This window comes from Paenibacillus sp. PAMC 26794 (assembly GCF_000316035.1).
GTDB lineage: Bacteria > Bacillota > Bacilli > Paenibacillales > Paenibacillaceae > Paenibacillus.
Genome location: NZ_ANHX01000055.1, coordinates 98,210 through 116,714 on the forward strand (window position 1 = coordinate 98,210; position 18,505 = coordinate 116,714).

An 18,505-nucleotide genomic window follows, 5' to 3' on the forward strand; every position below is an offset into this window, starting at 1 on the left:
CAATGCCGATAGAATACAAGAGATTTTGTCCGAAGCTACCAAAGGATTGAACAATCTCTAAAGGAGCAGCATTTCGTGTTATTAAAAATTTCAGGCGTTGTCCTGACTGTTGTACTCGCTATTACCGTACTGCTGCTGTCAACGATCAGAGAACCACAATCTGCTGCGCTTCATGCCCGTCAGGGTGTTCTGGACCTCTCGGCCTGGGACCCAGAACAAGACGAGCGGATCAAACTGGACGGGGAGTGGGAATTTTACTGGGAGCGATTGCTTCCTGACGAATCTACAACTCCGAATCAGGCTGGTCCAACGAAAGCACCCGATACCTATGCAACCGTTCCCGGCTCCTGGAATCGACTTAAAGTGCATGGCGAACGACTGCCAACCCATGGCTTCGCCACGTATCGACTAGTGCTGCGTAATGCACCTGCCCGGGGAACGCTGGCGATCAAAAAAATGAACATCCGTTTTGCCAGCGAAATCTACATCAATGGCAACAAGCTGCTGGAAGACGGGCATGCCGTGGCAAAATCTGCAGGTTACCGACCTGGCAACTCCCCCCAGATTGTTTTTTTTCCCTATCATGGCGGTGACATTGAGATTTTGATCCGGGTGGCTAATTACGATTACACGGACTCTGGCATTCCAGGTCCACTCTTTTTCGGCGAACAAGCAGCCATGCTGAAAAAACATCAATTTAACACAGCTATCGAATTTGGCACGCTTGCTGTACTGGGTACCATTTCGATCATATTCCTCATCAGTTACCTGGGGTCTGCACTCTACCGAAACAGGGACGATTCCCTGCTGCTGATTGGTCTAATCTGTCTGTTATATGCACTCTATAACGGCATGATCAGCGAACGTGTGTTATCCATGGCGGGCACGGAAATTTCCTTTAGCACGCTCTATAAATTAAAAGATTTCTGCTCTGTGGCATGTCTGGGTCTACTGACCTTTTACTTCTACCGATTCAAAACAGGCATCCTGTCCGGTATGCTCACGGCGGTGATCCTGATTATCTTTGGAGCTTACTTATGCATGGTCGCGCTCCTGCCTATCTCTGTCTACGGGCTTGCTGCGCCTTACGTCGTCGTTATGTACACGTTGATGCTGCTCTGGTTGCTGTATCAATGTGCAAAACAGTTCCTAACCAGTGAGAAGGGCGAACGGCTCTCTACTTTCTTGTGGTATGCGGCTCTCTTAAGCATCGTGCTGTATTGTCTGGACATTAATCTCTTCTCGATCTCGCTCAAGGAAAACATGAACATCGGGCAGGCTTCCATTGTCCTGTTCAGCATCCTGATGCTGTTTCTAGCGGTGCTTCGGTTCTTCGAGGCCTATCGTACGGTCCGCACCCTCAAAGATCAGTTGCTCTTGCTGGACAAGGTGAAGGACGACTTCCTGTCCAATACTTCGCATGAGCTCAAAACACCGCTGAACGCGATTGTTAACATCAGTGAAAGCCTGCTTAAAGGCGCAGAAGGTCCCCTTACCGATGAGCAAGCGCACAATCTGGCGATCGTGACGGGAAGTGGCAGACGATTAACCTATCTGGTCGATGAATTACTGGATTATTCGAAAATGAAACATGGCGACATCCCGCTCCACCGGTCTTCGACCGATCTGTACTCGTTTGTCGAATCGGTCATGCGTATGCACTCCTTCCTGCTTGGCGCGAAAAAGGTGGAGCTAATCAACCGCATCCCGGCGCATTTCCCGCCGATCTATGCAGACGGCAATCGACTGATTCAGATTTTGCATAATCTGATCGGCAATGCAGTTAAGTTCACGGAACGTGGCACGGTAAGCATCAAAGCTGCGGTTGTGCAAAGCAAAGCGGAAATACGCATTGTGGACACCGGCCGTGGTATCGGTACGGACAAGCTGGAACATATCTTCCTGCCGTTCGAGCAGGAAGCAGATACGGGGCCAGTCGTTGCTGGAGGCACCGGTCTAGGACTGAGCATTACGCGCAAGCTGGTTGAGATGCACGGCGGAACCATTTATGCGGAATCAGCACCCGGCATGGGTGCTACGTTCATCCTGACCTTTCCGCTGGCAGATGGCAAAGGTGAGAAACGTTCCAACGTCATGCCGCTTACCATCGCTCCTACAGGTCCTGGTAATCAGCTACTCCGGTTCGAAGAACCAACGATTGTACAAGGGAATAAAGACGAATGGATCATCGTTGTGGATGACGACTCAGCTAATTTGCAGACAATAGTGAATCTCTTGAAGCTGGAAGGATACAGTTACGCAGTCACTTCACGCTCCCCTTCCGTACTGGAGCTGCTGGACAAGCTACCTGCCGTGCATCTCATCATTGCTGATATCATGATGCCCGACATGTCGGGTTACGAATTGCTGGAACGGATCAGGGAGCGCTTCTCTCCTTCCGAATTGCCTGTACTCATGCTGACGGCGAGTAATAAAGCTAATCAATTGAAGCTGGCCTTGGAGAAAGGCGCCAATGATTTCGTATCCAAGCCGTTCGAATCGGAGGAATTGCTGGCACGGATCGGCGGTTTGACCCGGATGAAAACGTCAGTTCAGGCCGCGCGAGATGCCGAGATATCCTTTTTGCGTTCACAGATGAACCCGCACTTTCTGTATAACGCCCTGAATGCCATTGCCGAATTGTGTGTGGATGCGCCGAATCGGGCAGAACAATTGATTTTGCAATTATCGAGTTACTTACGGCGGAGTGTGCACTTTAAACATCTGGACTCAAAAACTAGCCTGATGAACGAACTGGAGATGATCGAGGCATACGTAGCGATTGAGCAAGCACGCTTTGGCTCAAGGTTGGAGGTCATTATCGATGTGGATGCCGACGTGAACCGGAACATGGACATTCCACCGCTCACGTTACAACCCCTGATTGAAAACGCGATTCGGCACGGCCTCATGTCCAGCATTCGCGGTGGTCGCGTCATGTTGTCCATTCGTAATCTGAATGATACGGAAACACGTTTCACCATCGAGGACAACGGAATCGGCATAACTAAGGAACGGATGGACGAAATTCGCCAATCCACGGACGGCAGTAACGGCGTTGGACTATGGAATATTTCCAGCCGGTTGAACCTGCTGTATGGCAGACACCTTCAGATGGAAAGTCTGGACGGCGAGGGAACGCGGATTACATTTGATCTTCCAAATCAACGTATAAGCACAGATGGGAATGGGGGTTTTGAAACATGATGAAAGTCATCATCGTAGATGATGAGGATTTGTCGCTCAAGCGACTGAATCGCATTTTGACAGAAAGCGGAGAAGTTGAGGTATGTCGTGCGTTTCATGACCCGGAGGAAGCCTGTGAATATGCGGCAGAGAATAGCTTCGATGCGGCATTTCTGGACATTACGATGCCTCGCATCTCGGGTATGCAACTCATTGGTGAATTGCGTAAACATCACCCTTCGCTCCCCATTGTGCTGGTGACCGGATATGAGGAATATGCGGTGCAGGCTTTCGACAAAGAGGTGATCGATTACGTCATCAAGCCAGTCACGGCTGAGCGCCTGAACCGCAGCATCAAGCGATTGCAGGAAAAGCTTCACAAGTCCGTGACAACACCTGAACTAGCGGTACCTGGACCCAAACTGAACGTTCGTCTGTTCGGTGAATTCACTGTGTTTGGCGGTGCCGGAGCAGACAGTCCCATCAAGCTTAGAACGCCCAAGACGGAAGAATTGCTGGCATTCTTGCTGTATGCCAAATCAACCACACGCGATGCCTTGGCCGATACGTTGTGGAAGGACCTCAGTCCGCAGAAAGCCTGGACCAACATCAATTCCACACTGTACTACGTGCGACGTGCCATCGGTGATAACAGTGACGTGCCGATCATTCTTAAGGACAGAAACGGTATCCGTATCGACCGGGAAGCGATTAACTGTGATCTGTACGAGTTCGAGGCTTTGTTCCGGCAGATGCGTCAGGCATCGGCACATCGCCCCGAGCTCTTCGAGCGGATGGATACGTTGTATACGGGTGAACTTCTGAAAGGAAGGCATTATGAGTGGGCTTTCGCGTGGTCCAGACAGCTGGAGCTAGATTTCATCATGACGATGGAAACTGCGGCCCACTATCATGCGAAGGCAGGGGAGCCGTTACGGTCGCTGTATTATTTTGAACGTATCCTCCAGATTGATTCGATTCGGGAAGATATTCATCGCGAGATCATCCTGTTGTATCTGTCGCTTGGACGAAGAACTGAAGCGCAGCGACAGTATCTGGTGCTGGAGGAATTGCTCAAAGAGGAGCTTGGCTCCAGTCCGGCAGCAGATATCAAACAACTGTTGCGACAATCATGAAACAGCAAAAAAGCCCATGCCTTGGCGATAATGAACTGCTCCCATCGTAGTCTTCTACGGTCTACTATGACAGGGAGCAGTTCAGTGTTGCTTTAGGCTTGGGCTTTTTTTCAACATAGATGGACGTTCGTTCTGGACGGATGATTTTACATCATCATTGTCTAGAATCAATTACTCATTTATAAGTTTTTCTGTATTAAGCGTAAACCCTTCAATCACGACATCTTCGTCCACTTCAATCATGATGCAACGTCTGCCTTGATAATTCACCTGCTTCACATATCTCAGGTCTTGCGGGCTAACCGAAATCGTAGCAACCTTGGTTTCAATCTTAATGGACTTGGACGTAAACTTCGGCATAACACTAGTTGCCTTCATCTCATAGTTCTTGTTGTCTACGATCGTTTCGAAGGCACGTTCTACTTTCTCCGTTGTCAGATCCTCTATACCGCTTGCGGTCAGTACACGTTCCAGATCTTTATAATCCAGCTTCGGAGGTTCTTCCTCATGGGACTCTTCGTTAATCTCAATGACTCGGTTGATCTCCTCATATACATGTGCAATGGTGGCTGAATCGAGTTGTTCCCCGACCACTTCCTTAACGATATCTTCGAAGATCGCCCGTTCTTCCAGTGCGGTTACGGATCTTTCTCCATTCAGTACATTTTCAACAAAATGCGGATCCGGGAAATTGGATTTCCCTGTACAATATAGAACACGATTCACATCGGAGTAGTTGTCCGTTACGCTAGGGTACAGGAATCCTTGCTCTGGCGTGCTTAATTTGATAATCGGATCTACAATGATGTTGTATTTGAATTCTCTCTCCACGTAATCAAACAAGAGTGTCTTCCGCTGTTTCTCCGTAGAATTCACGCTGCACAGAATGAACGGATGGGCGAACACCTCATTCTTCTCACTCTCTTCCGTAGCTTCGTTTCTAGCCTTGGTCGGCAGATAATACTGTCCACGCACAAACGTAGCTACCATATCCCGCTCAAACTTCGCATCCACCAACATTCGATCCACGAGCAGTAACATCAGATCCTGCCATTCATCCGGATCACCTGTTACCAGCGCCTGGTGAAGCAATACCTGTGCCGGGTCCTCCGCCGCTTCTTGGAACTTCAATTCAAACAACTTCTGATCCAAATCACCTGTCAGCAATTTTTTAAAATTGCCCATGTACAGCTCCTGTTTCTCTCTATCCACCAGTTCGAACGGGTGACGCTCCCAGTGATAGACCTCATTGGTTTCCTTCGTAATATACACATTGAGAATATCGTAAATATTCAGTAGATCGTGATCGAGTTTAAACTGCTTGCGTATATGCGCGACTTCTTTTTTATTCATGATTCGTTAGACAACTCCTCAAGTAAATTGGCTTTACAAGTATAAACTATATAAAAAACCTTCGCTATATAAGTTCAACTAAAGAATATTTCCACTGGTACTCCGGTGACAGAACAACCTTCCGATGCAGCTTGTAAATGTTTAATTGAACTTATATAAAAGGATCTTTATCGTTATATGTCATCTGCAGTAATAAAAAAAGAAAGACGCAACAGGAATGACTCCCGTGCGCCTTTTTTCGTTGTTTAACGATTCTTAAATAATTAACTACTGCTCGGCAATATATCCGTATTCAACAGGGGTGCTCTGCTGGAAGAAACTTTCCTTGTTTCCCGCAGAAACAGTAATCCCATAAACAAGGACACTCCGCCAATAATAATCAGCAATGCCCCCAACTCCTGACTGTAGGCTGTCAGCGCACCGTCCCGAAACGCCATTCCACGAATCAGGCGGTTAAGCCAGTTCATGGGTAGTGCCCATGCGAACATTTGGAACGGTTCTGGGAACGCCAGTGGCGTTAGTTGAATTCCCGTAGCCAGAAAGGAGGGATACAATACAAAACTGGTTCGTAGGCTTACTTTCGACATATCTTTGGCAGTGTATCCAATCAGCATACCCATGAGTGACAAGGCAAAAGCATAAACAACTAACGGAATGATAAAAAGATAAGCCTCTGCTTCAAACCGCATTCCCCCCACCTGCTTTAATAATCCATAGGATAGAAGCAGCGAAAGTGAACTCAACACAGCGTAAGGTACACTCCGAACCCATAGTTGAAAAGGTGACTTTCCGTTGGCAAACAGTTTCCCTTCCTGACGAAGCCGAGGTACAATCGATCCCGCTGCGCTTGTCGTAATCATTAATACTACGATATTCACAAATCCAAGCACCATAAAACCAACATAACTGGAGGTTGGATTAAACAGCATCCGCTGCTGAAGGGATAACGGTGACACGATTCCTTTAGCTGTTTCGGTAGCCATCCCTTTTTGGATCAGACGTGTCATGGAAAGGGTCATATTTTCCGTCTGGATGATCTCCTGAATCGCAGTGCGAATACCGGTCAGCCCCGAGGGCATCGTGTTATCCATCATTATACCGATATTCGTCGATTTCCCTTCTTGTTGACGCAATCCCAACTGATTGGGAAGCATAATGACCGCTACAGCCTGCTCGTTGGCAAGCAATGTTTCAGGACTCATTCGGCTTGCATATACGCTTTTGACGCTCATGTATTGAGACGCATTTATTTTGGAGATCAATTGCCGTGAATATTCGCTATGATCCTCATCAATGACCACAACTGGTGATTTACTGAGTTGATTCTGCGAGAACATTAAGCCGAAAAATAAGGCTGCAATCATTGGCCCAATAAAAATTAGCCGTATATACTTACTGCCTACAACGTACTTCCACTCGTCAATCAGTGATTTCATCAAGTTTCACCTCTGCCGTCATCCCCGGAAGCAATTCAGAATTCGAATCCATCGATATTCGGACCAAAAACATACTCAAATCGGCTTGACCTTTTTCCCGAGACATCCGTAAGGTTGCGAACTGAGGAGCAGTTGAAATGGAAGTGACGCTCCCCTTCACCTGCGTTGGCTGATCCAAATACGGAAAATGAACATCAATGCTTTGATTCACTGCAAGCTGTTGAATTTCACTTTCCTGTATGTAAAGGTCGGTGTAATACGTATTCTTTTGCACAACTGCTAGCGGAACTCCTGCTTGGACTTGATCCCCCTGCTTTACAGCAACTCGGTCAACCAACCCGTCATACGGTGCGAGTACATCCACATCTCCCTCCCCCGCTGATTTCACTTTGAAAAGAACCTCTCCCTCTTTCACAGAGTCCCCCGTAGATGCACCCACCTCTGCAATCGTCCCGGGACTATTCTGATAATATAAAGTCGTTTGCTCTGCCTCAAGTATGCCTTGTTTCTGGCTCTCGGCCTGACTTACAGCATCCTTCCCTTTAACCGCAAGAAGTGAACCTCCAATAATAAACACCATCGCAATTCCGATATACAAACCTGCTTTTATCTTCATTCTTATATCTCTCCCATTCCCAATCCTCGTGTATGGTTAAATTTGCTGACTATTTTTGCTTTTTCATTTTGGTGACTGCGTTCTCGGCTGCCTCCATGATCACTTCTCCCAAAGTGGGATGAGGGTGAATCGTCATGGCCAGATCTTCCACGGTTGCACCCATCTCGATCGCAAGTGCGAGCTCCGATATCAGTGTAGATGCCTCCACGCCGACGATTTGCGCGCCAATGACAATTCCTGAAGTCGGGTCAGCCACTATTTTCACAAAACCTTCGGTTTCCCTTAACGCCAATGCTCTTCCGTTGATCCCAAAAGAAGATTTTCCAATAACCACCGGAATGGCCTGTGCTGTGGCTTCCGTCTCACTTACTCCAACACTGGATAGCTCCGGATTAGAAAAGACAACAAGCGGAATCACCTTGTAATCGACTTTGGAGGTGAGACCCGCAATGGCCTCTGCAGCTACTTTAGCTTCATAGGATGCCTTGTGAGCAAGTGCCGGACCGACTGTAATATCTCCAATAGCATAAATGTGAGGGCTAACCGTTCTGCACTGTTCATCCGTCTCAACCAGTCCTTTGTTCGTTACGGTCACACCTATGCGTTCCAGTCCTAACTGGCCGTCTGTATTGGGTTTCCTGCCGATCGTAACCAGTACATATTCTGCTGTAACTTGTTGCTGCTCCTGATTTTTTGAATAATGCAGTGTAATGGAATCCGCATTGTGCTCCACCTTTTCGGCAATCGCTCCGGTTACGATCTGGATGCCGTCCGCCTTCAGTTGTTTGACTACAGGGGCTACAAGTTCCGCCTCGAATCCAGGCAATACTTGTGCGCCTCCCTCCAGAATCGTTACCTTGGTTCCGAATTTGGCATACATCTGTCCAAGCTCCACTCCAATATACCCTCCGCCGATCACAACCAGACTACTCGGAACCTCCCCCAAAGACAGTGCTTCTGTGGAAGATAAGATGCGACCTCCAACTGGAAATGCTGGCAACTCAATTGGACGAGACCCCGTTGCCAATATGAGATTTTTAAAAGAAATGCTTTGCTCCTGTCCAGTTTGCTGGATCATGGCTGTGTGCTCATCCACCAGACTGGCCTCTCCTTCCAGAATGTTCACACCCGCAGTCTTTAACAAATAGTGGACGCCACCTGCCTGTTTATTCACAACCCCCTGCTTAAAATGCTGAGCAATCTTAAATGTTGATGCCGCGTCAGCTTGATTGAACTGTCTGAACCAATCATAGCGATGCGATTCCGCAATTAAGGCTTTGGATGGTATGCAACCCACATGTGTACAGACCCCGCCGAGCTGTTTACGTTCAACAATCGCCGTTTTCATCCCCAACTGCGAAGAACGAAGCGCCGCCACATATCCACCTGGACCTGATCCAATAACTAACGTATCCACAGACTCAAGCTTGCTCATATTCTGATACCTCCCGATTTGAAGTCGTTTTAAAATATGATGACCATAATATATTATAATCATCATATTTTAAGATCGTCAACAACCGTATTTTATCCTTTTGTAAAGCAATAGATATTCGGTCGCCAAATTGACAGGCTTTATTATGATGACTATAATATTTTAGAAAAGCAGAATGATGAAACTATGGAGTGAATGATCATGCCCTATCCCAAAGGACATAAAATAAAAGTACGAGGTAAGATTGTTGAGAGTGCGGCTCGAGCTTTTCGCACCAATGGTATCCAGGAGGTGAGTGTCCCGTTTATTATGAAGGGAGCTGGATTAACTCACGGAGGGTTCTATTCACACTTTGACAACAAGGAACAATTAGTTGCCGAAGCCTGCGAATATGCCATCAGTGATACCATTGCACTTCTACAGAACGTGGCTGATCAGGAAGAGCAAAATCCCAAAATCAATAAAGTAATCGATTATTATTTGAGTCCGTATCACCGCGACCAAACGGAAATGAGCTGTATTTTCCCCGCCCTTTCCAGCGAAATATCCCGTTCGTCCGAAGAGGTTCGGGAGGTATTTACCCATGAATTGGAGCGGATGATCGCTTTTATCTCCAATCTGGCTGAGATCAATGTGTCCAGCGGTCGTGCACTGTTCAGTACAATGGTTGGCTCGCTTGTACTTGCACGCTCTGTTAGTGATCCTGAGCTTAGCGACAACTTTCTCTCGGCGGGCAGACAGCAGGCCAAAGAAATGGTTAAAAGGAACGATATGTAGCCTTGATGTTGCTATACGCTGATTATCTAGCTGTCAACAAAAAACACGCCTATAAATGGCGTGTTTTTCTTATCTGTTTGCAACTAAATAAATTCCATACTAGCCACTGTAACGCTCTTCTCGTATTCAAAGTACGAGGTCATTAACATTCCCAAACTTTTATAAAACGAATTATTGTTCATCTATTAGCTCTAAGAAAAATATGGTATACTCACAGAGCAATGGAAAGGCTTATATGGGCGGTCGGCTAATCTCCCGGAAGGGAGGTGATGCCTTGTGACAGTATTTGAAGCAATTATGCTAATGCTTACCTTCGGTTTGCTGATTATAGCGCTGCTGTCCAATAAAGACAAATAGACCGCCCTCTGGCTAAGGGATGCGGTCTATTTAGTCGGTACCCTGCTTGTTAAGCCCACCGCCCTTAAAAGCGGCTATTGCGTCAGAGAGTCGTGTTAGCGCACGGCTCTCTTTGCATTATAAGCTGTTTCTGTCCTCATTATAACATGGAGCTTGTGAATTTCAATCCCACGATAACTATATGTTCCGTATGTTAAAACTGACGATACGGCGAAAGTTTCAACATCTTACATATTTACGCTTGAATCCCGTCCGCCCTTTATCCACGGCCTTTTGGATATTCTCAGAGGCATTCAGCAGCTTGCTCTTGGGCTTGTCCTTGTCCACTTCGACAGGTCCCACAGCCTTGGCTATCTCCACTGCCTGATCGTGCAACGGTTGATAGGATGTTGCAACGGTATACAGGAAGTTGTTCATCGAATATTTCGTTCGTTCCGGAGATTCGTGAATCGTCTTTTTGACCTGTTCAAGCATCTCCATTAGTTTATTCTCCGAAAATTCAGCATCCTTTCGACTGCCGAGCAACCAACAGTAACAGCTCCATCCTGCTGACATTTTCAGCTCATCTCCGCTGGCGATCCACTTATCCGAAACTTCTTGAGCAATATCCGTCTCTGCCAACGTGACGGCAACGATGAAGTCAGAGATCATGTAAAAATAAGCAGCGTCAATCCAACGGTCAAAATCAGCTTCTGTCATCGCTTGAGGATCGGCTATAACGCCTGCAAAGTACATCGCATCATAATTACCCGTCGCATATAGTTGCTCTGCCAAAGGTTGATCCTTTTTGATCCGCTTCGCCATTGGTTTCATCGCCCCGGTTGCCACGCCAAATAGCGGTTCATGCGCACCGTTGGAGATATAGATTTTTTTCGTTCGTTCTTTGCCCAGCGCTTCAAGCTCCTGCATCACTTCATCTAGATTCATTTCGTGACACTCCCCATCCTATAAATTTTATATCTGATCATATCATACAGACACTTATGTTTAACGAAAAACCGATGGGAAATTGCTCATTATCCTGTTCAAGCATTATCACCGATCATAACATCTATACCCTTGTTTCGGACAGATCCCTGAAAAGATAGATATAACTTCTTCCCAGACGGACATTTTTCCTTTCTTATGCTTCTACCGGCAACTTCTGAATACCTGCCGAGAACCTGATTGGAAGAGGGAATTCCCCCAGAACAAGCAGAGCAACATATGTCCATGTCCAAGCAACGTTAAGCTATGGCACGATACGTCGCTCATCGTTTATGTTCAGTTTAGTATTGTATCGAAACCGAGATGAGGAAGGATGCGTGAGCATGAGCAACAATCAAGTGTTAGGCTTTGCCCCTGCCCTGGGCTGGAATTCGTGGAATACCTTTACATGGGATATTAACGAACAATTAATTCGGGACGTCGCTGATGTGTTTGTATCGGAAGGTTATCTGGCCGCTGGTTACGAGTATATTGTCATTGATGATTGTTGGAGCCTGAAGGAACGTGATGCGAGCGGCAATCTGGTGGCTGACCCGGAGAAATTCCCGAGTGGAATGAGAGCGCTTTCCGATTATATCCATAGCAAAGGACTAAAGTTCGGCATGTATTCATGCGTGGGTACACATACATGTGCCGGGTATCCAGGCAGCTTCGAGCATGAATTCCAGGATGCTGCCCTTTTTGCCGAATGGGGCGTTGATTATTTGAAGTATGATTACTGCTTCAAGCCGCGCCATATCTCAGGAGAGCTGCTGTACAAACGGAGGAGCCTTGCGCTCAAAAACTGCGGACGCGATATCCTGTTCTCCGCCTGCAACTGGGGAGCCGACGACGTATACGATTGGATTCGGGAATCGGGCGCTCATATGTACCGCTCTACCGGCGATATCCGCGACAATTGGGATTCAGTGAAGGAACTTGCCCTGTCTCAACTCGGGAAACAAAGCTACACCGGCTCCTTCTGCCATAATGACATGGATATGCTGATTGTTGGTATGTACGGTGGAAGCAACAATGATTATATTGGCAGCATCGGCGGATGCAACGACATCGAATATAAAACCCACTTCTCACTCTGGTCCATCATGGGTTCCCCATTAATGATCGGATGTGACGTGCGCAAGGCTAACCAGATTACAAAGGATATTCTCCTGAATCCTGACCTGCTTGCCATCAATCAGGATGTAGAAGCGCGCGGAGCTTACCGCATCAAACCAGAGCCGCAATGGTTTCACACAGACGATGTATTTATGCTGGTGAAGGTACTCACAGATGGTGATCTAGCTATTGGTTTCTTCAACCTGAGCGACAGCCAGCGGGAATTGTCTTTGCAATTTTGGGATATGGGTCTGCCTTACGCTGCCGGTTATGCCCTGTCCCTGTATGACTGCTGGGAACATCAAGAGCTTGGCGTATTCCGTGAACGCTTCGCTCCCGTTGTCGCAGCACATGATTGTTTAATTGTGCGTGCCAAACTGGTGAAATAGATGGCTCAACATCGCCTGTGCACCTCCTGTCAGGTTCCGCTCTCTTCAGACGATGTGGGCATCTACCTCAAATTGATCTCGCGCTCTGCCCAGCAATTTCTGTGCATCGATTGTATAGGAGTGAAGCTGAACTGTGGACGTGAGCCTATTGAGAAGCTGATCCGTTATTTCCGAGAGTCCGGGAACTGCGCCCTGTTCCGTTAACGTTATGCCTTGGTCCCGTGCAGCATCATGTACGATGTTGGCGTGTGTGAAGTTGCTTTCTTGAATACTTTGGAAAAATATAACGGATCATTGTAGCCGACAGAATAAGCTACCGATTGAATCGGCAGGCCCGACGTCTTCAGCAGTTCACAGGCGCGCTCGATTCGGCAGGATGTAATATACTCCAAAACAGACTTGCCGGTTGCTGCCTTAAACAGACGAAACAAATAACTGCGCTCCAGATTAACTGCCTTTACGATCTCGGTGACGGTCAATGTTGGCTTCCAGTAGTTCTGCTCGATGTACTTTCTTGCCAGCCAGACATAGTCCTTGGCGTCCACCTGCGGCTCTTTCGGATAATGCTCCATATAGTAGGAGAGTAGCAGACGCAAACGTGCATCCGCCCGCAGTAATTCATAAGATGATGCACCCGCGTTCCAGGCAAGGTGGAAAAAAGGCTGCAATGTCTCCGGCGAGACCGTCACCACGGGTTGTACCTCTGAGAGCTGTGTCAGCCCCAGCAACCGCCCGGCATCCTCACCGCTAAACTCCACCCAGACGTACTCCCATGGATCTTGCGGGTCTGGATAATAGTAAATCTCTTTTTGCGGAAATATGATAAAGCTTTCCCCCGTAACGAGCCGAAAAACGCGGCCGCCCGTCTCCAGCGTCCCTTGGCCGCGGATAATATAGTGCAGTGCGTAAACGTCACGCACGCCTGGCCCCCATTGGTGAGGGTTAGCTGGCTTGTGACCACCGCTGATAAAATACAAATTACTGGCTCTACTGCTCTCATGCCAAATCGGATTCAACCTTGATTCCCCCTTTCTAATGCCACGTTGATCAGATGTTCGGTAACGCTTACACGCTAAATCCAGAGAGGAGAATGTTATATGCTTAGAATGGTGACGGTAGAACATGGACAAGTGCAAGGACTGCCCGCGGCGGACCCGCGGATTACCAGCTTCAAGGGAATTCCTTTTGCCGCACCTCCTGTAGGTGAGAACCGCTGGCGCGCTCCGCAACCGCAGTCGAACTGGGATGGTGTACTGCAAGCTTTTGATTTTGCCCCCATCTCGATGCAAGCCCCAACAGTCATCGATGATAACAATATCTATACCCGCGAATGGGCCGTTGATCCCGACCTGCCCATGGACGAGGATTGTCTGTATCTGAATGTCTGGACACCAGCCAAACGCACGGATGAGAAGCTACCTGTTTTTGTCTGGTATTTTGGCGGGGGCCTGCAAGTCGGCCATACGGCCGAAATGGAATTTGATGGCGAGCGAATCGCTCGTAGAGGTATTGTCGTTGTGACGATTAATTATCGGCTGAATGCCTTCGGCTTCCTGTGCCATCCTGAGATTAGTGCCGAATCCCCCCATGCACCCGCCAACTTCGGTCATCTCGATCAGCAGGCAGGTACCCAGTGGGTCAAACGCAACATTGCCGCCTTTGGCGGTGATCCAGACCAGATCACCATCGGCGGACAGTCGGCAGGCGGAGGAAGTGTACTCAGCCAGATGACCTCTCCGCAAAATAAAGGCTTGTTCCAGCGAGCAGTCATCATGAGCGGTATAGCTACCGAGTTGTACCCGAAGGTCCGCGTGCCTTCTGTCCGTTCCACACTAAGGGATGCAGAGCAAGCAGGGGTTGAATTTTTCGGCTTCCTGGGCGTATCTTCCCTGGCTGAGGCGAGACAACTGGATGCTGAACATCTCCGTAACAAAGCACTCGAATACAAAAGCTTCTGGGGAACCGTCATCGACGAACAATTCTGCGCAGGCGATCCGTTTACTCGTTTTGTTCAGCAGGAGCGCGAGGCGATCCCCGTAATGTTGGGGCATACGTCTTCCGAATTTTGGACCCGTCCCGCCGCAGCCAATCTGGAAGAACTGAAGCAGATGGCTGTGGAGCTGTTTGGCGAGGATGCTCCTGTCTTTTTGCAGCTATGTGAGGCTGATACCGGCCAAATCGAACATGCTCTGCAACAAGCATCGGTCCGCATGATCCAACATGCCATTCTGCTCGCCATCCGCGCGAACAGCGGTCATCCGTCTGAAACGCCTCTCTACTATTATAACTTCGACGCCGAGATTCCGGGCTGGGACCAGCCAGGCACTTTTCACTCCGTCGATCTGTGGTTCTTCTTCGAAACACTCGCCAAATGCTGGCGGCCTTTCACAGGTAAGCATTATGATCTGGCCCGCCAGATGTGCAATTATTTATCCAACTTTATTGCTACAGGTGACCCAAACGGTCCGGACTCCACCGGAAAGCTGATGCCTCATTGGACTCCTTGTACTACGGAACAGCCGTATCTCATGGAATTTGGCGATCAGGCTCAATTACAGAAGGCTGAGCCCGGACCGATGCTCGCGTTTCTAATTGAACAATATTTCAAGAAACAGAATGCACCTGTTGTTTAAAACATGAGGCTTGCCCTCTCGCAATATATGTAAGAGCCATGCTGTCGCATGGCTCTTTTTGTATAGTGTGAATGGTAGAACGATGTTCTTTCGCCTATGCCTATTTAGCGCATCATTTCAAGAGATCCGTTATATATGAGTCTGTGTTGGTTTATTGAAGATGACAGGTAGCTTAATCTGTAGTGAGAAGATATCTTCTTCCTCCGATACTGTCAACGTCCCGTTGTGCTGCTGGATCATTTTCTGACAACTAACGAGCCCAATTTCGTTGCTATCTTTCTTTTTGCCAACATGTTTAATCTTATTCTCCACCTCAAGAATGACCCATTGTTGCCTCAAAGAAATCTGGATATGAACGGGATGCCCTGGATCGGCGTATTTTCGAATATTTGAAAATAGGTTATCCATTACGCGACGCATAGCGACCAGATTGATTTCCAGCAAAAACTCCTCATGATGTGCATCTGTCTGAACCTGCACGTCTATATCGTCCAGAACCACTAATTGCTCATCTATGAGTTGATCGATAAGCGCTCTGCCCTCATACATTTCAAATTCTACTTCCTCTTCTTCAGCGGCGGCGGATACCGTAAAATATTCGAATAGTTTGTCCGACAGCACTTTGATCTGATAGGCCTTCTCCCGGCTATTATGAATATACTGCAACAGATCCTCATGTGTCTTATATTTGTTGAGCTCTATGATATCCATATATCCTAATAGAATCGTGAGTGGCGTTCGCAAATCATGGGAAATCGCCGTAATCAATTCACGGTTGGCCATCCTGACCCTCTCCTCGCTGTCCAGCCGCTCCACAAATGATTTCCTCATCTCATCAATACTCTGGGCCAGAGATGACAATTCATCCTTTCCCGATATCGTAATCGAATAATCCAAATTCCCACCTTCGAGTATTTTGATCTCTTGTTCAAGCACGCCAATATAAGATGTTTTCTTATTAATCATCAGTAGAAAGGAAACAATGAACACAATGGCCGCTATGAAAACACCAATAATCAGAATGAGGTTGTAATATTGATACTCATAAAAGCTAACCAAGTATATCTGGGCATCCTGATCCGCAAAATGGATGGTGGTGATGGGTATTTTTGATGGCACGAATTGAGTTAACAGTTCTTCATTAATGGCAGGATCAATCTCCGTGTTGGAGGAAAATATCAATTTGTCTTTTGCAAAAATATACAGATTTAAGTAGCGCTCATGTCTTATCCAAGCAGACAATTGCTCATGATCTCGGGTTGACACGTTCTGGTTATCCACAAATGCTTCAAATCGATCAAGCGCATCTTGCTGCCTGTTCTCTACAAAAGTGGATTTGCTTAAATAACTATCCAATACAGTCTCGCCAACAACTTGTAAAATAACGAGTGCACTTATGGAAATGACCAAAGAAATGACAACCGCCAGAACCAGTTTAATCTTCAGCTTTTTTCCGATTAGTAATCTATTCAATTTTGTACCCCTTCCCCCAAACGGTCTTCACATATTTAGGGTTCTGCGGGTCATCCTCCAGTTTGCCTCTCAAATTACGGATATGAACCATGACCGTGTTATTACACGTATAAAAGTAGGGTTGACCCCAAACACTCTCATATATGTTTTCTGCCGAGAACACCTTTCGTCGTTTCTTAGCCAACAGCAGCAAAATCTGGTATTCAATTTCAGTCAGAGCAATTTCCTTCTCCCCGACAAACACGGCTTTTGAATCCTGATGGACGGTAAGATCCTTAACGATAATTTGGTCCTGTTCTTCGGTCTTCTCCTTGCCCCGATAAACATAATACCTCCGCAGTAAAGCCTTCACCCTCGAAACGAGTTCTGTATAGGAAAAGGGTTTGGACAAAAAGTCATCACTGCCTGAGGAAAAGGCCAATTGTTTGTCAGAATCCTGCGTTTTCGCTGTAAGAAACAGGATCGGTGCACTTGTTTTTTCACGAATCTCCAGACACGCCTTCAGCCCCGATTTATTCGGCATCATCATATCCAAAATAATGAGATCCGTCTCTTCGTTCACTTTATCAATCGCATCTTGACCATCTATCGCTTCAATCACTTCATAATTCTCACTCTCTAATAAAATCCTTACAATTTCACGAATTTCACTGTTATCATCAGCAATTAGAATTTTCTTGCTCATCTGATCCCTCCGTCTAATTTCAGTATAATATGCGCTATTAGCGACTACCAGCAAATACAATCGACTTAAGAATTCTTCAGAAGTTATGTAGGTATCTCTTAATAATTTCGTCTTATACTGTAAATATGTAGAAGTTATTACACAAAGGGGTCGTCAGGAATGCCACAAACTTCGAAAAAAGTAATGATTAACATATTGTTGGGTCTGTTCATCATGTTGTCCATTGGTCTACTGGTGTATTATTCTCCTGCCCTTATTAAAATCATGTCTTCCATGGACAACTTCAGAGCGTATATTCACTCAACAGGCCATTGGGGTCCGGTCATGTTTATTTTATTCCAGATTCTTCAGATCGTGGTTGCACCTATTCCAGGAGAAGTGGTACAGATTGCAGGCGGTTATATCTATGGGGTTACACTTGGGTCCTTGTATACTACAATAGGTTTGATTATAGGCTCAGCGATTGCTTTTTATTTCACTCGTTTTATCGGTCGCGCTTATATTTCACGACTGCTGCAAAAGAAAAATGATAAGTGGATGTCGTTTATTCATGATGAGAAGAAGTTCTCCGCTTTTTTATTTATCTTTTTCGTGATTCCCGGCTTGCCCAAAGACATGCTTATATTTCTTGCCGCTCTTACATCAATTAGTTCGTTTAGATTCTTCACGATCCTTATCGTCGGTCGTCTGCCGTGGATCATCGCATCTACCGTTGTAGGGTCCACAATTCATATGCAACAATACACAATCGCCATTATTATTTCTGTTATCGCTGTAATCGGGTTTGTACTCGGTTATATCTATAGGGAGAAATTGGTGGGATTGTTCTCCCGGTCAGATAGTACCAAAGCCAAACCCAAAGCTATACCCAGTTATAGTAAGAATAGGGAGTCTCGTAAAATAAAAAGAGATACAACATGAACAAAGCCCATCTATTGATATGA

General features: G+C 46.8%; 15 protein-coding genes. 7 read left to right on the plus strand and 8 right to left on the minus strand.

The window, feature by feature from the left end:
* The first annotated feature begins 75 nt into the window (after positions 1-75).
* Positions 76-3,207 (plus strand): ATP-binding protein, encoded by a 3,132-nt coding sequence (locus D829_RS0119545; RefSeq protein ID WP_017690615.1) that lies wholly within the window; start codon positions 76-78, stop codon positions 3,205-3,207.
* Positions 3,204-4,322: a response regulator gene (locus D829_RS0119550; RefSeq protein ID WP_017690616.1), complete on the plus strand. Its 1,119-nt coding sequence runs from the start codon at positions 3,204-3,206 to the stop codon at positions 4,320-4,322. Before D829_RS0119545 ends, D829_RS0119550 begins: the two co-directional genes overlap by 4 nt.
* A gap of 171 nt (positions 4,323-4,493) precedes the next feature.
* Here the strand turns inward: D829_RS0119550 and D829_RS0119555 are convergent, their stop codons facing one another.
* The 4 genes from D829_RS0119555 to lpdA all read right to left on the minus strand — a co-directional run bounded on the left by D829_RS0119555 (position 4,494) and on the right by lpdA (position 9,162).
* Positions 4,494-5,675, minus strand: a complete 1,182-nt coding sequence (locus D829_RS0119555) for a DUF4317 domain-containing protein (RefSeq protein WP_017690617.1) — start codon at positions 5,673-5,675, stop codon at positions 4,494-4,496.
* 263 nt (positions 5,676-5,938) lie between these two features.
* Positions 5,939-7,111 (minus strand): ABC transporter permease, encoded by a 1,173-nt coding sequence (locus D829_RS0119560; protein WP_017690618.1) that lies wholly within the window; start codon positions 7,109-7,111, stop codon positions 5,939-5,941.
* Positions 7,095-7,727: an HlyD family efflux transporter periplasmic adaptor subunit gene (locus D829_RS0119565; protein WP_017690619.1), complete on the minus strand. Its 633-nt coding sequence runs from the start codon at positions 7,725-7,727 to the stop codon at positions 7,095-7,097. The genes D829_RS0119560 and D829_RS0119565 overlap by 17 nt, the downstream gene beginning before the upstream one ends.
* A 49-nt stretch (positions 7,728-7,776) precedes the next feature.
* Positions 7,777-9,162, minus strand: coding sequence for a dihydrolipoyl dehydrogenase (gene lpdA / locus D829_RS0119570; RefSeq protein WP_017690620.1), 1,386 nt, complete (start codon positions 9,160-9,162; stop codon positions 7,777-7,779).
* Between the two features lie 201 nt (positions 9,163-9,363).
* On the opposite strand from lpdA, the gene D829_RS0119575 reads away from it, so the two are divergent.
* Positions 9,364-9,939 carry a TetR/AcrR family transcriptional regulator gene (locus tag D829_RS0119575; RefSeq protein ID WP_017690621.1) on the plus strand — a complete coding sequence of 192 codons (576 nt, stop codon included), beginning with the start codon at positions 9,364-9,366 and terminating at the stop codon, positions 9,937-9,939.
* Between the two features lie 576 nt (positions 9,940-10,515).
* Here the strand turns inward: D829_RS0119575 and D829_RS0119585 are convergent.
* The gene (locus tag D829_RS0119585; protein WP_017690622.1) at positions 10,516-11,223 is read right to left on the minus strand and encodes a DNA alkylation repair protein; all 708 of its coding nucleotides are present in this window, start codon (positions 11,221-11,223) and stop codon (positions 10,516-10,518) included.
* Between the two features lie 383 nt (positions 11,224-11,606).
* Here D829_RS0119585 and D829_RS0119590 point away from each other — a divergent pair, with 383 nt between their 5' ends.
* Positions 11,607-12,770, plus strand: coding sequence for a glycoside hydrolase family 27 protein (locus D829_RS0119590; RefSeq protein WP_017690623.1), 1,164 nt, complete (start codon positions 11,607-11,609; stop codon positions 12,768-12,770).
* Entirely contained in the window at positions 12,771-12,974 is a 204-nt protein-coding gene (locus tag D829_RS33020) for a hypothetical protein (RefSeq protein ID WP_074093540.1), read from the plus strand.
* Between the two features lie 2 nt (positions 12,975-12,976).
* Here D829_RS33020 and D829_RS0119595 read toward each other — a convergent pair whose 3' ends face one another.
* Complete coding sequence (locus tag D829_RS0119595; protein ID WP_017690624.1) at positions 12,977-13,786, minus strand: AraC family transcriptional regulator; 810 nt, start codon at positions 13,784-13,786, stop codon at positions 12,977-12,979.
* 81 nt (positions 13,787-13,867) lie between these two features.
* Between D829_RS0119595 and D829_RS0119600 the strand changes: the two genes are divergently transcribed.
* Entirely contained in the window at positions 13,868-15,403 is a 1,536-nt protein-coding gene (locus D829_RS0119600) for a carboxylesterase family protein (RefSeq protein ID WP_017690625.1), read from the plus strand.
* Between the two features lie 129 nt (positions 15,404-15,532).
* On the opposite strand, the gene D829_RS0119605 is transcribed toward D829_RS0119600, so the two are convergent.
* Positions 15,533-16,876 carry a HAMP domain-containing sensor histidine kinase gene (locus tag D829_RS0119605; RefSeq protein ID WP_017690626.1) on the minus strand — a complete coding sequence of 448 codons (1,344 nt, stop codon included), beginning with the start codon at positions 16,874-16,876 and terminating at the stop codon, positions 15,533-15,535.
* Positions 16,869-17,561 (minus strand): response regulator transcription factor, encoded by a 693-nt coding sequence (locus tag D829_RS0119610; protein ID WP_017690627.1) that lies wholly within the window; start codon positions 17,559-17,561, stop codon positions 16,869-16,871. The genes D829_RS0119605 and D829_RS0119610 overlap by 8 nt, the downstream gene beginning before the upstream one ends.
* Before the next feature lie 159 nt (positions 17,562-17,720).
* On the opposite strand from D829_RS0119610, the gene D829_RS0119615 reads away from it, so the two are divergent.
* A complete protein-coding gene (locus tag D829_RS0119615) occupies positions 17,721-18,482 on the plus strand; it encodes a TVP38/TMEM64 family protein (protein WP_017690628.1) in 762 nt (253 codons plus the stop codon).
* The last annotated feature ends 23 nt before the right edge of the window (positions 18,483-18,505 follow it).

Coding starts and splice junctions, on each gene's coding strand:
- lpdA (WP_017690620.1), bottom strand. CDS start 9,162: ATGAGCAAGCTTGAGTCTGTGGATACGTTAGTTATTGGATCAGGTCCA.
- D829_RS33020 (WP_074093540.1), top strand. CDS start 12,771: ATGGCTCAACATCGCCTGTGCACCTCCTGTCAGGTTCCGCTCTCTTCA.
- D829_RS0119610 (WP_017690627.1), bottom strand. CDS start 17,561: ATGAGCAAGAAAATTCTAATTGCTGATGATAACAGTGAAATTCGTGAA.
- D829_RS0119575 (WP_017690621.1), top strand. CDS start 9,364: ATGCCCTATCCCAAAGGACATAAAATAAAAGTACGAGGTAAGATTGTT.
- D829_RS0119615 (WP_017690628.1), top strand. CDS start 17,721: ATGCCACAAACTTCGAAAAAAGTAATGATTAACATATTGTTGGGTCTG.
- D829_RS0119555 (WP_017690617.1), bottom strand. CDS start 5,675: ATGAATAAAAAAGAAGTCGCGCATATACGCAAGCAGTTTAAACTCGAT.
- D829_RS0119565 (WP_017690619.1), bottom strand. CDS start 7,727: ATGAAGATAAAAGCAGGTTTGTATATCGGAATTGCGATGGTGTTTATT.
- D829_RS0119550 (WP_017690616.1), top strand. CDS start 3,204: ATGATGAAAGTCATCATCGTAGATGATGAGGATTTGTCGCTCAAGCGA.
- D829_RS0119585 (WP_017690622.1), bottom strand. CDS start 11,223: ATGAATCTAGATGAAGTGATGCAGGAGCTTGAAGCGCTGGGCAAAGAA.
- D829_RS0119600 (WP_017690625.1), top strand. CDS start 13,868: ATGCTTAGAATGGTGACGGTAGAACATGGACAAGTGCAAGGACTGCCC.
- D829_RS0119560 (WP_017690618.1), bottom strand. CDS start 7,111: ATGAAATCACTGATTGACGAGTGGAAGTACGTTGTAGGCAGTAAGTAT.
- D829_RS0119590 (WP_017690623.1), top strand. CDS start 11,607: ATGAGCAACAATCAAGTGTTAGGCTTTGCCCCTGCCCTGGGCTGGAAT.